The sequence below is a fragment of the Romboutsia maritimum genome (genome assembly GCF_002251085.2).
GTDB lineage: Bacteria > Bacillota > Clostridia > Peptostreptococcales > Peptostreptococcaceae > Romboutsia_B > Romboutsia_B maritimum.
Genome location: NZ_NOJZ02000001.1, coordinates 363,843 through 379,839, shown reverse-complemented (window position 1 = coordinate 379,839; position 15,997 = coordinate 363,843). Strand labels below are relative to the sequence as shown.

The 15,997-nt window shown below is 28.5% G+C and carries 11 protein-coding genes; 10 read left to right on the top strand and 1 reads right to left on the bottom strand.

What is annotated here, in order from left to right; all coding sequences use genetic code 11:
* The first annotated feature begins 74 nt into the window (after positions 1–74).
* The 8 genes from nifJ to CHF27_RS01790 all read left to right on the top strand — a co-directional run bounded on the left by nifJ (position 75) and on the right by CHF27_RS01790 (position 12,256).
* Complete coding sequence (gene nifJ, locus CHF27_RS01825; RefSeq protein WP_095404679.1) at positions 75–3,617, top strand: pyruvate:ferredoxin (flavodoxin) oxidoreductase; 3,543 nt, start codon at positions 75–77, stop codon at positions 3,615–3,617.
* A gap of 207 nt (positions 3,618–3,824) precedes the next feature.
* Positions 3,825–5,810 carry a fructose-1,6-bisphosphatase gene (locus tag CHF27_RS01820; protein WP_095404680.1) on the top strand — a complete coding sequence of 662 codons (1,986 nt, stop codon included), beginning with the start codon at positions 3,825–3,827 and terminating at the stop codon, positions 5,808–5,810.
* A gap of 218 nt (positions 5,811–6,028) precedes the next feature.
* Positions 6,029–6,799, top strand: coding sequence for a hypothetical protein (locus tag CHF27_RS01815; RefSeq protein WP_095404681.1), 771 nt, complete (start codon positions 6,029–6,031; stop codon positions 6,797–6,799).
* Between the two features lie 96 nt (positions 6,800–6,895).
* Positions 6,896–7,531 (top strand): hypothetical protein, encoded by a 636-nt coding sequence (locus CHF27_RS01810; RefSeq protein WP_095404682.1) that lies wholly within the window; start codon positions 6,896–6,898, stop codon positions 7,529–7,531.
* Between the two features lie 232 nt (positions 7,532–7,763).
* Entirely contained in the window at positions 7,764–8,537 is a 774-nt protein-coding gene (locus tag CHF27_RS01805; protein ID WP_095404683.1) for a coiled-coil domain-containing protein, read from the top strand.
* A gap of 198 nt (positions 8,538–8,735) precedes the next feature.
* On the top strand, positions 8,736–9,950 hold the full coding sequence (locus tag CHF27_RS01800; RefSeq protein ID WP_095404684.1) for a carboxylate--amine ligase: 1,215 nt from the start codon (positions 8,736–8,738) through the stop codon (positions 9,948–9,950).
* A gap of 15 nt (positions 9,951–9,965) precedes the next feature.
* Positions 9,966–10,673, top strand: coding sequence for a cysteate racemase (gene cuyB / locus CHF27_RS01795; protein WP_095404685.1), 708 nt, complete (start codon positions 9,966–9,968; stop codon positions 10,671–10,673).
* Between the two features lie 83 nt (positions 10,674–10,756).
* Positions 10,757–12,256: a UDP-N-acetylmuramoyl-L-alanyl-D-glutamate--2,6-diaminopimelate ligase gene (locus tag CHF27_RS01790; RefSeq protein ID WP_095404686.1), complete on the top strand. Its 1,500-nt coding sequence runs from the start codon at positions 10,757–10,759 to the stop codon at positions 12,254–12,256.
* Between the two features lie 70 nt (positions 12,257–12,326).
* Here the strand turns inward: CHF27_RS01790 and ychF are convergent, their stop codons facing one another.
* Positions 12,327–13,424 carry a redox-regulated ATPase YchF gene (ychF, locus tag CHF27_RS01785; protein ID WP_095404687.1) on the bottom strand — a complete coding sequence of 366 codons (1,098 nt, stop codon included), beginning with the start codon at positions 13,422–13,424 and terminating at the stop codon, positions 12,327–12,329.
* Positions 13,425–13,604: 180 nt separating this feature from the next.
* Here ychF and CHF27_RS01780 point away from each other — a divergent pair, with 180 nt between their 5' ends.
* Together CHF27_RS01780 and yfmF are read left to right on the top strand one after the other, a co-directional pair.
* Positions 13,605–14,723, top strand: coding sequence for a hypothetical protein (locus tag CHF27_RS01780; protein ID WP_095404688.1), 1,119 nt, complete (start codon positions 13,605–13,607; stop codon positions 14,721–14,723).
* Position 14,724: 1 nt separating this feature from the next.
* Complete coding sequence (yfmF, locus tag CHF27_RS01775) at positions 14,725–15,987, top strand: EF-P 5-aminopentanol modification-associated protein YfmF (protein ID WP_095404689.1); 1,263 nt, start codon at positions 14,725–14,727, stop codon at positions 15,985–15,987.
* The last annotated feature ends 10 nt before the right edge of the window (positions 15,988–15,997 follow it).

Below are 15,997 nucleotides of genomic sequence, written 5' to 3'. Positions count from 1 at the left end.
ATGCGTAAATATTTGTATTATTGCACTATGATACTAAATAGAATTAGAGCAATATATTAAGGAGGATACATATTATGGCTAAATTTATGAAAACAGTTGATGGAAATACAGCTGCAGCTCATGTTGCATATGCATTTACAGATGTAGCTGCTATTTACCCAATAACGCCATCTTCAACAATGGCTGAAGTAGTTGATGAATGGGCAGCTCAAGGAAGAAAAAATATATTTGGACAAAAAGTTAGTGTAGTAGAAATGCAATCAGAAGCAGGGGCTGCAGGAGCATTCCATGGTTCTTTACAAGCAGGAGCACTAACAAGTACATTTACTGCATCTCAAGGATTATTATTAATGATACCAAACATGTATAAAGTTGCAGGGGAATTACTTCCAGGAGTATTCCACGTAAGTGCTCGTGCATTAGCATCGCAAGCATTATCAATATTTGGGGACCATCAAGACGTTATGGCAGCTAGACAAACTGGATGTGTATTATTAGCATCAGGTTCAGTTCAAGAAGTTGCTGATATAGCTCCTGTTGCACATTTAGCTGCAATTGAAGGTAAATTACCATTTATACATTTCTTTGATGGATTTAGAACATCTCATGAAATTCAAAAGGTAGAATTGTTAGAAAACGAAGATTATGCAAAATTATTAAATATGGATGCATTAGCTGAATTTAGAAATAAAGCATTATCTCCAAATCATCCAGTTACTCGTGGGACAGCTCAAAACCCAGATATATACTTCCAAACTAGAGAAGCTTCTAACAAATACTATGAAAATATAGTAGGCGTAGTTGAAAAATATATGGATAAAATGAGTGAAGTAACAGGAAGAAAACATAGTTTATTTGATTACTACGGAGATAAAGATGCTAAATACTTAGTAATAGCTATGGGTTCTGTTACAGAAACGATAGAAGAAACAATAGATGCTTTAAATGCTAAAGGCGAAAAATATGGTTTAGTTAAAGTTCATTTATATAGACCATTCTCAATAGATCATTTATTAAAAGCTATACCATCTACTGTAGAAAGAATATGTGTACTTGATAGAACTAAAGAACCAGGTGCAACAGGAGAACCTTTATACTTAGATGTACGTGATGCATTCTATGGAAAAGAAAATGCTCCTATGATAATAGGTGGTAGATATGGATTAGGATCAAAAGATACTACTCCAACAGAAATAAAAACAGTATTTGATAATTTAGTTTCTGCACAACCTAAAAATAGATTCACAGTAGGTATAGTTGATGATGTAACTAATACATCTTTAACATTATCTGAACCTTTAAAAATAGCTACTAAAGGAACTATAAGATGTAAGTTCTGGGGATTAGGATCTGATGGTACAGTTGGAGCTAATAAACAAGCTATAAAAATAATAGGTGATAATACTGAAAAATATGCTCAAGCTTACTTTGACTATGACTCTAAAAAATCTGGTGGTATAACTATGTCTCACTTAAGATTTGGAGATGAGCCAATAAGAGCAACTTATTTAATAGATGAAGCTGACTATATAGCATGTCATAATCAATCATATGTTTATAAATATGATTTATTAAAAGGACTTAAAAAGGGCGGTAAATTCGTACTTAATACTATATGGGATAGTGCTGGACTTGAAGAAAATTTACCAGCAAAAATGAAACAATTCATAGCTAAAAATGAAATTGAATTCTATACAGTTAATGCAACTAAATTAGGTCAAGAAATAGGACTTGGAAATAGAATAAATATGATAATGCAATCTGCATTCTTTAAATTAGCTGAAATAATACCACAAGAACAAGCGATACAACATTTAAAAGATTCTATAAATAAAGCTTACGGTAAAAAAGGTGAAAAAATAGTTAACATGAACTACAAGGCTGTTGAAGTAGGAGCAAACAACATGGTTAAAGTTGAAGTTCCAACATCTTGGGCTAATGCAGTTGATGCTAATAAAGACGAAGTTCAAGAACCAGATTTCATTAAGAATATATTAAGACCTATGACTGCACAAGAAGGTAATAGTTTACCAATAAGTGCATTCAATGGAATAGATGATGGGACAATGCCTCATGGTACTGCAGCTTACGAAAAACGTGGTATAGCTGTTAATGTTCCAGAGTGGATAGTAGATAATTGTATTCAATGTAATCAATGTTCATTTGTATGTCCTCATGCATGTATAAGACCAGTATTAGTTAACGAAGAAGAATTAAAGACTGCTCCAGAAGGATTTAATACTAAGAAGGCTATGGGTAAAGGGTTAGAAGGATTACAATATAGAATGCAAGTAAGTCCAATGGATTGTACAGGATGTGGAAACTGTGCAGATATATGTCCATCTAAAGAAAAAGCTTTAGTTATGAAGCCTTTAGAAACTCAAACTGATACAGAAGTTGATAATTGGGCATTTGGAGTAGATTCTAAGAAAGTTGCTCCAAAAGGTGATTTAATGTCTCCGAATACTGTAAAAGGAAGTCAATTTAGACAACCATTACATGAGTTCTCAGGAGCATGTGCTGGATGTGGTGAGACTGCATATATCAAGAACATAACTCAATTATTTGGAGATAGAATGATGATAGCAAATGCTACAGGATGTTCTTCTATATGGGGAGGTTCTTATCCAGCAACTCCATACACAGTTAACCATGAAGGTAAAGGTCCATCTTGGGCAAATTCATTATTCGAAGATAATGCTGAATTTGGATATGGTATGTATTTAGCTGTAAAACATACAAGACAAAAATTACAAGAAGTTATGGAAGAATTATTAACTATGGATATCTGTGAAGAATCAAGAGTAGCATTTACTGAATGGTTAAATAATAAAGACGATGCTCAAGCTTCTTTAGTTGCAAGTCAAAAAGTTTTAGCTGTATTAGCTAATGCAGATAAAATAGAAAATGCACAAATAAAAGAATTAGTTTCTGAAATGGAAGAAAGAAAAGACTACTTAGCTAAGAGATCTCAATGGATACTTGGTGGAGATGGTTGGGCTTATGATATCGGATACGGTGGATTAGACCATGTTCTAGCTTCAGGAGAAAATGTAAATGTACTTGTATTTGATACTGAAATATACTCAAATACAGGTGGTCAAGCATCTAAATCAACTCCAGTTGCTGCTATGGCTAAATTTGCTGCTGCTGGTAAGAGATCTAAGAAAAAAGACTTAGGTATGATGGCTATGAGTTATGGAAATGTATATGTAGCTCAAGTTGCTATAGGTGCAGATAAAAACCAATATATGAAAGCTATAATAGAAGCTGAAAGTTATGAAGGACCATCTATAATAATAGCTTATGCTCCATGTATAAGCCACGGATTAAAAGAAGGTATGGGACGTAGTGTAGCAAATGAAGATCAAGCTGTTAAAGCTGGATACTGGCATTTATACAGATACAATCCAGTACTAAAAGCTGAAGGTAAAAATCCATTTAGCTTAGATTCTAAAGAACCAAGTGAAAGCTTTAGAGATTTCTTAATGAAACAAGTAAGATACTCTGCAATAGCTAAACAATTCCCAGATGTAGCTGATGAATTATTTACTATGGCTGAAGATAATGCTAAAGAAAGATATGGAAACTATAAGAGATTAGCTGAACAAAACTAATCAAATATGATTTTATTAAAAGAGGATGCGATTGTATCCTCTTTTTTAGTTGTTAAAAGAATTAATATATTAAATTTATAGTATGATGTTGTAAAATCGGACAAAATTATCTAATATGATATACTAAAAAATAAAATGATAACACTAATTAATTATGATACAATTATTAAGATAAGTATTAAAAAAGAAAGACTTGGAGGAGTAGTGATGGAAAATTTATCTACAATAACAGATGATTACTTGGAAAGCCAAATTAAATACTTAAGACTATTGTCAAAACAGTATTCAAGTATATCTAAAGCAAGTGCTGAAATTATAAATTTAGAAGCAATAATGAATCTTCCAAAAGGGACAGAACATTTTATCTCAGATATACATGGTGAATATGAACCATTTGTTCATGTGTTAAAAAATGGTTCAGGCGTAATTAAAAGAAAAATAGAAGAATTATTTGCTAATAATATGAGAGAAAATGAGAAAAAAGCATTAGCAACTTTAGTATATTATCCAGATAAAAAATTAGATTTAATAATTAAACAAGAGAAAAATATAGATGATTTTTATAGAATTAATATTTATAGACTAGTAGATCTTTGTAGATATGCATCACGTAAATATACAAGATCTAAGGTAAGAAAATTATTACCAGAAGACTTTAGATATATAATAGAAGAGCTTTTACATACAGATGAAAATAGTATGCATAAGCAAGAGTACTTTAAGAGTATAGTAGAAACAATTATAGAAATAGGTAGGTCAAGAGACTTTATAATAGCAATATCGAAGGTTATTCAGAAATTAGTAGTAGATAGGCTGCATATAATTGGAGATATTTATGATAGAGGTCCTAGACCTGATATTATAATGGATACACTAATGGAACATCACTGTGTTGATATTCAGTGGGGAAATCATGATATATTATGGATGGGAGCCGCAGCTGGTGAAAAGACTTGTATAGCTAATGCTCTTAGAATATCAGCTAGATATGCAAATCTTGATATAATAGAGGATTTTTATGGTATAAATGTATTACCGCTTGCAACTTTTGCACTTGAAACATATAAAGATGATCCTTGTAAGTCTTTTATGCCCAAAGTAAGTGATCAAGAGGTATCAATTAGAGAAAAAACACTAATGTCAAAAATGCATAAGGCAATAAGTATAATTCAGTTTAAGCTTGAAGGTGAAATAATAAATAGAAGACCTGAGTTTGAAATGAATCATAGACTTTTATTAGATAAAATAAATTATGAAGATGGAACTATAAATTTAAAAGGTAAAAAATACAAATTAAAAGATACTAATTTCCCGACAATAGATTCTAAAAATCCATATAAGCTTACAGAGGGAGAATTAAATGTAGTTGAAAAGTTAGTCTTATCATTTAAAGGAAGTGAAAGGCTACAAAAGCATGTTTCCTTTTTATTCTCAAAGGGTAGCATATATTTAGAATCAAATTCTAACTTATTATTCCATGGATGTGTACCTCTTGAAAAAGATGGTACATTTATGTCTATGAATATACAAGGTACTAAGTATAAAGGTAAAATGCTTATGGATAAAATGGAGTATTTAGCAAGAGAAGGATATTTCTTTGTAGAAGACACATATCAAAAACAATATGGAATGGATATAATGTGGTATATGTGGACGGGGAAATGCTCTTCATTATTTGGTAAAGATGATATGACTACTTTTGAACGATATTTTATAGAAGAGAAAGAAACTCATAAGGAAAATAAAAATCCATATTTTAATTTTAGAGAAGATGAAAATATGTGTATAGAAATATTTAAAGAATTTAATTTGGATGCTAATGAGTGTCGTATTATAAATGGACACGTTCCAGTGGAAAGTAAAAAAGGAGAAAGTCCTGTAAAAGGAAATGGTAAGATAATTGTTATAGATGGAGGTTTCTCAAGAGCTTACCAAAACAAAACTGGTATAGCAGGATATACATTAATATATAATTCTAAAACATTACAATTAGTATCTCATGAACCATTTACTTCTGCAGAAGAAAGTATAGCTAATGAGACAGATATATTATCAACTACTGTAGTTGTAGAACATACAGCAAAAAGAAAAAGAGTAAGAGATACAGATGCTGGTATAAAAATACAAGAAGAGATAGATGGTTTAAAATTGCTTTTATTAGCATATAAAAAGGGTTTAATAAAAGAAATATAATTTAAAAATAGTCTATTTCAAAGCAAAGTACCGATGTAGATATAGTTAAAGATGAGATTATAAAGTACTCACTTTAGATAAAGTATAAATATGGCTAGCTGAAAAATTTCAGCTGGCTATTTTTATTTTAAGTAGATTAAAGGAATTTAAAGAACTTATAAAAAGTTTAAATCATATAATATATCAGCAGAAGTTATAAAGATATGAGGGGGAGGATTATGTCTGAAAAAAGAAAATATAGAGGTTCTATACGTTTTGGAGACATTGTTTCCATAGTAGAAGCTACCGAAGATATTGACTCACAAGGTACAGAAAAATTAATAGACGATATGAAAGATAATATAATTATGGGCAAGTATAATAGGGGTACAAGTAATAATATTGAAAATTATATAGAAGGCATTGAATATATCTCTAATCAAGATTATATTGACGAATCTAATAAACAAGAAAATAATATAGAAGTATGTAAGTTAGACAAAAACAAAAATTCAGTATTTTTTGAATATGGATCAGTTATGTTTAATGATTTTAGAAATGAAAGTCCAGGATCGCAAATATGGATAAACTATGGTGATAAGTATTTAAACAATACGTTAGATTTTAAGTGGAGTGAAGGTAAAAATAAAGTTAAACTATGCTTTATTTCTGAAAACATTGACTCAGGTAAATTATGGATAGAAATTAAATCATCATACGGTCAAACTTATATGAGACAATATTTTATTAATAGAGAATTTGACTTTAATACAATTAGAATTATTATTAAAAATGATATGTTAAATGATGTTTTTGAACTTAAAAATATAAAAATAAATGGATTAGAAATAAATAAAAATGTAGAGCATAAATCAAATTTAGAAATTTGGGATTTAGAAAATAAGCAAAATATAAGAGAGTTTGAATTACAATGTGATTTTATATTATCTAAAAATAAAAATAAGAAAGACATTAATAATAATGTAGAGATATTATTTGGAAATAAATAAAAAATAGTAGCATTTTTTCATGTATCTTCATAGAGTATATTAAAGTTAATATTAGAATATTTAACTTTAATATACAATCAAGGAGAGGTTTTTCATATGGCTTCAATAACAAATACACTTAATGTTCTTGAAAGTATAAGTGATCCAAGTAAACAATCATGTATATCATCAATTGAAAAATTAGCTAAAATATTTTCTTATAAATGCTGTGAGGTAGAAGATGGTATATTAAGTAAAGGCGGAGATTATGCATTTACGTTAACTTATGGTAATATGGGAGAATGTCCAAAATATACAGTAATAAAGGATGCTATAACTGTAACAGGTATTGGCGGAATTAGATTAAAATTAATGGATTGGTGCCCACCATGTAGTGGATATAATATTTGGATGAGAGGATGTTTTTATTATCCAACTGATGGTAAATATTATTGTACAATTTTACCTATATGGTTTGTAGATTTGCTTGGTTTAGAAACTGTAGTTTGTCCAGATCATCCATTATATTTCTATGTGTATTTCCCAAGTACACCTATTAGAATTAGTCCACATACTATAGATACTTTTGCAGCGATATTCCAAGTAGAAGATATATTCTGTAATGATTGTCCATGTACTTGTGGTGGCGGTGGTAAATCATCAGTGGAAGAAATGGGATTATCAGAAGAAGATTTGAAATTATCAAGAGAAGAGCTAGAAGCAAAATTGAGAAAAATAATGGAAATAGAATAATAAATTAAATATTTTATTAAACATAAAGGTCGTTGACTATTCAACGATCTTTTTGTTTAATGTAATTTTATATTATCTAAAAATAAAAAAATATACATTAATAAGAATGTAGAGATATTATTTAGAAATATATCAAAAATAGTAGAACTTTTTAATAAAAATTCATATAGTATATTAAAGTTAAAATTAATTATGTTTAACTTTAATATAAATTCAAGGAGAGGTTTTTAATATGGCTTCAATAATAAATACACTTATGGTTCCTGAAAGCGTAAGTGATCCAAGTAAACAATCATGTACAGCAGCAATTGAAAAATTAGCTAAAGTATTTTCTTATAAATGTTGTGAGGTAGAAGATGGTATATTAAGTAAAGGCGGAGATTATGCATTTACGTTGACTTATGGTAATATGGGAGAATGTCCAGAAGATACAACAGTAAGTGACTGTATAACTGTAACAGATATAGGTGGAATTAGATTAAAATTAATGGACTGGTGTCCACCATGTAGTGGATACGATATTTGGATGAGCGGATGTTTTTATTATCCAGTTGATGGTAACTATTATTGCTTAAATTTCCCTATATGGCTTATATTTGCTTATGGATTACAACCTATAGTTTGTCCAGATCGTCCATTATGTTTCTATGTATATTTCCCAGGAGAGGATTTTACAATTAATCCACACACTATAGATACTTTTGCAGCAATATTCCAAGTAGAAGATATATTCTGTAATGATTGTCCATGTACTTGTGATTTTGCTAAAGCTGAAATACCTTCAATGAAAGAGATGGGATTATCAGTAGATGATTTGAAATTACCAAAAGAAGAGTTAGAAGCAAAATTGAGAAAAATAATGGCACAACAAGATGAGAAAAATAATAAAGCAAAAGTAACAGGTAAAGAAGATGTGGAATTATCAAGAGAAGAATTAGAAGAAAAATTGAAAAAAATAGTGGAACAAGATGAAAGAGAAAAAGGGACAAGAATAACAAGTAAATAATATAAATTAGTAAAGAAAAAGGTCGTTGATTATTCAGCGATCTTTTTTTTATAAGTACATAAAAGGTCAAAAAAGAATGTCAACACAAAAAACTAGTTTTTTGACATAGTAAGTAAAATAAAGTATAATTAACGAGTATTAAATGAATTAAAATTGTTCAATGAACAGCAGTGAAATTAATATTATGAGGTGGGAAAAGTGAGTGATATAGTGATTCAACCAGTATTGGTTGGTGGAGATATAAATTGTTATAGTGTTGCAAGAGCATACCATGAAGCGTATGGAGTGAAATCTATAGCATTTGGTAGATATGCATTAGGAGCAACTAAAGATAGTAATATAATAGACTTTAGAATTGACCCAAGAATAACAGAAGAAAAAGAATTTATTGAAGTATTATTAAAAACTGCAGATGAATTAGCTGCTCCTAATAAGAAATTAATAATAATGGGATGTACAGATGAATATGCAGAATTGATAATCGATCATAGAGATATACTTTCAAAAAAATATATAGTACCTTATATAGATAGTGAATTAAAGAATAAATTAATAGAAAAAGAATTATTCTATCAAATGTGTGAAGAAAAAGGATTAGATTATCCAAAGACATTTATATATTCAAAGGGTGAAGAAATTAAAGATTTTGGATTTAACTATCCAGTTATAGTTAAACCATCTGATAGTGTTTTATATTGGCAATTTCCATTTGAAGGTATGAAAAAAGCTTATGTAGCTCATAATGAAGAAGAATTCAAGCAAATAACTAAAGATATATATGAAGGTAAATATGATAAGAGTTTAATTATACAAGACTTTATACCAGGTGATGACTCTAAGATGAGAGTTTTAACTTGTTATTCTGATCAACATGGTAAAGTTAAAATGATGTGTCTAGGACATGTTTTATTAGAAGAACATACTCCAAAAGGAATAGGAAATCATGCTGCTATAATAACAGAATATGACCAAGAATTAATGGAAAAATTTAAAGCATTTTTAGAGAGCATAAATTATACAGGTTTCTCTAACTTTGATATAAAATTTGATATTAGAGATAATAAATATAAAGTATTTGAAATAAATTTAAGACAAGGTAGAAGTAACTACTATGTAACTTCTTCAGGAAATAATATAGCTAAATATGTAGTTGAAGATAGAGTTTACAACAAGGAATTAGGTTTGAAGATTCAAAAAGAACCTTTCTTCTGGCATGTTATACCAAATAATGTAGTTTATAACTATGTCAAAGACCAAGAATTAGTTAATAAAGCAAAAAAATTAGTTCAAGAAGGAAAGAGTGCAACTTCATTTGGATATAAAGCAGACTTAAAAGGAAACTTTAAAAGAAGATGGTATATATTCTTATATAGTATAAACCAAATGAGAAAGTTTAAAAAATATTGCAAATAGATTGGTGATATAATTATGGAAACTAGTAAAACAGTTGGGGTAATAGGTGGACTAGGACCTATGGCTACGGTTTATTTTTATGATATGGTAGTAAGATTAACAGATGCTAAAATTGATCAAGATCATATAGATATGATAATAGCAAATAGAGCGACTACTCCAGATAGGACAGATTATATAATAGGTAAATCTGATAAAAATCCTATAGATATTCTTAAAAAAGATGCTAAAAAATTAGAGGATTATGGAACTGATTTTTTGGTTATAACTTGTAATACAGCACATTATTTTTATGATGAAATAAAAGAAAGTGTAAATATACCAGTTATAAATATAATAGAGGAAACTATTAAAAGTGCTAAAAAAGATGGACATAAAAAATTAGGAATATTAGCTACTACAGGGAATGTTAAAACTAGTCTGTATCAAAATATGTGTAAGAAGTATGGAATTGAGTTTTTAGTATTAGATGAAAATAGACAACAATATATTATGGACATAATTTATAAAGATATCAAAAGTGGAAAAAGCGCAAACATGGATAAGTTTAAAGATGTAATATCGCATTTGAAAGATAATGAATGTGATGGAGCAATACTGGGATGTACAGAATTATCTATTTTAAAAAATGATAATAACTTAGACAACGAGTTTTATATAGACTCGTTAGAAGTGTTAGCTATAAGAACGATAGAATCTTGTGGTAAAAAAGTTAAAATATAAGCAAAAATAAATGAGGCTGTCTTGAAATGAATATTTACATTTTTAGGCAGCTCATTTTCTAAATAACAATAGGAGGACCTAGTATGAAATTACTAAAGATAATGGATGGAATAGAATTTACTTATAATAATTCTTTTAATGAGATAAATGATATAGAAATTAAAGATATAGCATATAATTCTTTAAAATGTGAAGAAGGATATATATTTGTTGCAATAAAAGGAGAAACAGTTGATGGTCATAAATATGCCCAAAATGCTTATGAAAGAGGATGTAGAGTATTTATTCTTCAGCATGATATTATTCTTAAAGAAGATGCAATAAAATTATTTGTAGAAGATAGTAGAGTTGCGTTATCAAAAGCTTCAGCTAATTATTTTGAAAATCCATCTAAAGAACTTAAAGTTATAGGTGTTACGGGAACAAAAGGGAAAACTACGATAACAAACTATGTGAGTGAAGTATTGAATGCAGCTGGATTTAATACTGGTGTTATAGGAACAAATGGAACATTTTACAATGGCATAAGTGAAAAAACAGTTAATACAACTCCTGAGAGTTATGAACTTCATAGAATATTTAGAACAATGCTAGATAGTGGTGTTAAATGTATATCTATGGAGGTTTCATCAGGTGGAATAATGATGGATAGAGTTAAAGATGTAGATTTTGATGTAGCTATATTTTCAAATATATCACCAGACCATATAGGACCAAAAGAACATCCAACGTTTGAGCATTATCTAGATTGCAAGACTAAATTGTTTAAATTAGCTAAACATGGAATAGTAAATGCAGACGATGAATATTCAGAATATGTTATAAAGAATGCTACTTGTGATATAGAAACATTTTCTATAGAAAAAGAAAGTGACATAATGGCAAAAGATATAGTTTATTCAAAAGAGATAGATTCATTAGGTGTGAGCTTTAACTGTGGTATAAAAAATGGAGAATTTCCTTGCTATATATGTTCACCAGGAACATTTAGTATATACAATGCATTAGCAGTTATATCGGTATGTAGATATTTAAAAGTAGACCAAGATATAATGATAAACGCACTAAAAAGTGCAAAAGTAAACGGAAGAGTAGAGGTATTACCGTTACTTCCATATGCAACTGTAATAGTAGATTATGCTCATAATGGAATTAGTTTACAAAGTATATTATTAACTTTAAAGAAATATAATCCTAAGAGATTAATTTGTCTATTTGGTTCAGTTGGAGGAAGAACAGAACTTAGAAGAAAAGAGTTAGGGGATGTAGCATCAAAAGAATGTGATTTAGCAATATTAACATCAGATAATCCTGATTTTGAAGACCCAATGAATGTAATAAATGATATAGCAAAATCATTTGAAGGATCAGATTGTGAATATATAGTAGAGCCAGATAGAAAAAAGGCAGTAGAAATGGCAATAGAAAATGCAAAAGAAGGAGATATGATAATTTTTGCAGGAAAAGGTCATGAGACATATCAGTTAATAAAAGGTGAAAGAATACCATTTAGTGAAAAAGAGATAGCATTAAATGCAGCTAAAAAAGTATTAGCCGAGAAGGAAAAAACACTGTTTGCATAGGAAAAAAATAAAAAAGGGTACATTTTCAAGCACTTATGGCTTGGAATGTACCCTTTTATTATTATCAATTCTATACATTAAATCTGAATAATATAACATCTCCGTCTTTAACTATATATTCTTTACCTTCAAGTTTAACTAGCCCTTTTTCTTTAGCAGCAGCCATAGTACCAACGTGTACTAGGTCATTAAAGGCAATAGTTTCTGCTCTTATGAATCCTCTTTCTATATCAGAGTGAATCTTACCACCAGCAGCTGGGGCTTTAGTACCAACTTTTATAGTCCAAGCTCTAACTTCTTGAGGACCAGCAGTTAAGTAAGATACAAGACCAAGTAATGCATAAGAAGATTTTATTAATTTATCTAATCCTGATTGTTCAAGACCTAAAGTTTCTAAAAACTCTTTCTTTTCTTCTTCAGATTCAAGTTCAGATATTTCAGCTTCTATTTGAGCACATACAACTACGACCTCAGCGCTCTCAGTAGAAGCATATTCTCTAACTCTATTAACTAATTCATTATTTTCAGCTTCATCAGCTAAATCATCTTCACATACGTTTGTAGCGTATATTACAGGTTTAGAAGTAAGTAAGTTTAATGAATCAACAAATGTTTGTTGGTCTTCTGTAAAATCCATAGTTCTAACACATTTACTATCTTCTAAAGTAGCTAATATTTCTTTTAAGAACTCAAGTTCAGAAGCTAAAGATTTATCTGCTTTAGCAGCTTTTTGACTTTTTTGTATTCTTCTTTCTAATATTTCTATATCAGAGAAAATTAATTCTAAGTTTATAGTTTCAATATCTCTTAAAGGATCTACAGAACCATCAACGTGAACGACATTAGGATCTTCAAAGCATCTAACAACGTGAACTATTGCATCAACTTCTCTTATATGAGATAGGAATTTATTTCCAAGACCTTCTCCTTTAGAAGCACCTCTAACTAATCCTGCTATGTCACAGAATTCTATTGCAGTAGGAACTATTTTTTTAGAATTATATAATTCTTTTAATTTATCTAATCTTTCATCTGGAACAGCAACCACACCAACATTTGGTTCTATTGTACAGAAAGGGTAGTTTGCAGACTCAGCACCTGCTTGAGTTATAGCATTAAACAGTGTACTTTTACCTACATTTGGTAAACCAACTATACCTAATTTCATAATTTAATCTTCCTCTCTTTTGCGATATTTATATTATAAATTTAAACAAACTATTAAGATATCAATTAATTTGAATAACTTAACTTTATAAATTTACAAGTAACGATTGTAGACATACATACTGATTATACATCATATATATAAGAGATGTAAACTATACTTTGTAGTGAGGTTGATTTTATGTTAAATTCAACGATTTTATGTGTATGCATATTTTTAAGTTTTATATTTAATGGATATATGGAAAATATATTTATAATATTAGCTACAGTATTATTATATAAGGAAATAATAATAGCTAAAGAATATAAATATATACCTTATGCTATTATTATTTCTTTTATTGGAGTAAATATCGTAGTTATATCTGGGTTAAGAAATCATATAGAATTTAAAGATATTTTACCTGATAAAGAAAAAGAAGAGACTGTTATTTTATTAGTGTCTGAAGGAGAAAGTAAAAACTATAATTTAAAAGAAAGGGCTACAGATGTTTATTATAAAAAAGGGATAAAATCATACCTTACAGGGATAAAGAATTTATATGATTATAAAACATATTATAATAAACTAGGTTCAAGTAATTTTAAAGAAGAAGCAGAATATATTTCACAACAATTAAGAAGTAAATTAGGTAGTAATTATAAAGTTGTAAATTCGTATATGTATTCAACTCCATATTTTGAAAATAGTTTAGAAGATATAGTGTCTAGAGGATATAAAAAGGTGATTTTTTGTCCATTATTTATGACAGAAGGAAAAGACTTTAATATATTTAAGCAAAGATATGAAAAATTAAATTTAAGTACATATAATTTAAAACAAATAGATATGTTAGAAACTTTTTATAAATCTAATAATTTAGCAATGTTTTACAAAGATGAAATATTAAAAAATGCAAAGGCATATAATAAGGATACTGGGGTGCTTTTAGTAGGTTTAAAAAATAAAAATGATCTAGAACAAGATATATTATTTAGAGAGAAGATAAGAGACTACATATTGCAAGAAGAAAAAAATAATGAGATTCAAATAAAATTACCCCTTTTAGAAAATAATAAAAAAGATATAATAAAATCAGGAGAAGAATTGCTAGAATATGGAATTGATAGTTTGTATATAGTTTTACCAACTTGTACAATAGATACTATGTACACAAAACATTTAGTTGAAAGTATACTTAGTGAACTTGACATTGGAAATACTAAATTTTACTATATAAATCCAGAAAAAAAATATGATGTACTAGTAGATGAAATTTTTACAAGGATATCATTGATTAGCAAAATAGGAGGTTAACATGGAAGGCATAAAGAAAATAAGTTTAGCTGATAATATTAATTTAACATTAATACCAGCGACAAAATTTAAGTCTAATCTTGTTAGTATTTATATACAAAGACTATTAGACAAAAGTGAAGCAACAAAAAATGCATTATTACCAACTGTAATAACTAGTGGAAGTGAAAAATACCAAAGTGTTAGAGAAATATCTAATAAATTGGATGAACTTTATGGCTCGTCTATAGGCTGTGATATAAGTAAAAGAGGAGAGCGTCAAGTTTTAAGTTTTAAAATCATAAGTACAAATGATAAATACTTAGATGAAAAAATATTCAAAGATGTTATAGAATTCTTTAATGATATAGTTAATAATCCGTTAGTAGTAGATGAAGGATTTAAGCAAGAATATGTTGATATAGAAAAGAAAAATTTAAAAGATAGGATACAAGCAAAAATAAATGACAAGGGAAGATATGCTCTTGAAAGATGCTTTGAAGAAATGTGCGAGGATGAACTATTTAGCATAAGTGAATATGGTTATGAAGATGAAATAGATTCTATAACTTGTCAAGATTTATACAATCACTATAAAGAAATACTAACAACATCTCCTATAGATATAGTTGTAGAAGGTGATTTTGATGAAAAAGAAGTTTCAGATATAATAAGTGAAAATTTTGTATTTAAAAGAGATAGAATTATAAACATTCCTAGAGAAGAATACTCAAAAGAAATAAAAGAAGCAAAAGTAATAGAAGAAAAAATGGATATAACTCAAGGAAAATTAGTGATGGGATATAGAAGTAATATAGATTATATGGATATAGATAAGTACTATGCGTTAGTAGTAGGGTGTAGTGTTTTAGGCGGAGGACCTCACTCTAAAATGTTCATAAATATAAGAGAAAAAGAAAGTTTATGTTATTATATATATTCATCAGTTGAAAAATATAAAGGAATATTATTTATATCATCAGGAATAGAAACACAAAACTATGAAAAAACAGTAGAATTGGTTAAAAAACAATTAGAAAGTTTAAAAGAAGGGGATATAACTCAAGAAGAATTAGATAATAGTAAAAGTTCTTTAATAAATTCAATGAAGTCATTAAGTGATGGAATAGGAGGAATGTCTGATTTTTACTTTGCACAAAGTATGGGTAAAACTAATTCAACAGTACAAGAAATAATAGATAGTATAGCGAAGGTAAAAAAAGAGGATATAGTAGAAGTTATTAAAGACGTAAAACTTGATACTGTATATTTCTTAACAAACTAAAATAGGAGGC

Coding starts and splice junctions, on each gene's coding strand:
- nifJ (WP_095404679.1), top strand. CDS start 75: ATGGCTAAATTTATGAAAACAGTTGATGGAAATACAGCTGCAGCTCAT.
- CHF27_RS01820 (WP_095404680.1), top strand. CDS start 3,825: ATGGAAAATTTATCTACAATAACAGATGATTACTTGGAAAGCCAAATT.
- CHF27_RS01815 (WP_095404681.1), top strand. CDS start 6,029: ATGTCTGAAAAAAGAAAATATAGAGGTTCTATACGTTTTGGAGACATT.
- CHF27_RS01810 (WP_095404682.1), top strand. CDS start 6,896: ATGGCTTCAATAACAAATACACTTAATGTTCTTGAAAGTATAAGTGAT.
- CHF27_RS01805 (WP_095404683.1), top strand. CDS start 7,764: ATGGCTTCAATAATAAATACACTTATGGTTCCTGAAAGCGTAAGTGAT.
- cuyB (WP_095404685.1), top strand. CDS start 9,966: ATGGAAACTAGTAAAACAGTTGGGGTAATAGGTGGACTAGGACCTATG.
- CHF27_RS01790 (WP_095404686.1), top strand. CDS start 10,757: ATGAAATTACTAAAGATAATGGATGGAATAGAATTTACTTATAATAAT.
- ychF (WP_095404687.1), bottom strand. CDS start 13,424: ATGAAATTAGGTATAGTTGGTTTACCAAATGTAGGTAAAAGTACACTG.
- CHF27_RS01780 (WP_095404688.1), top strand. CDS start 13,605: ATGTTAAATTCAACGATTTTATGTGTATGCATATTTTTAAGTTTTATA.
- yfmF (WP_095404689.1), top strand. CDS start 14,725: ATGGAAGGCATAAAGAAAATAAGTTTAGCTGATAATATTAATTTAACA.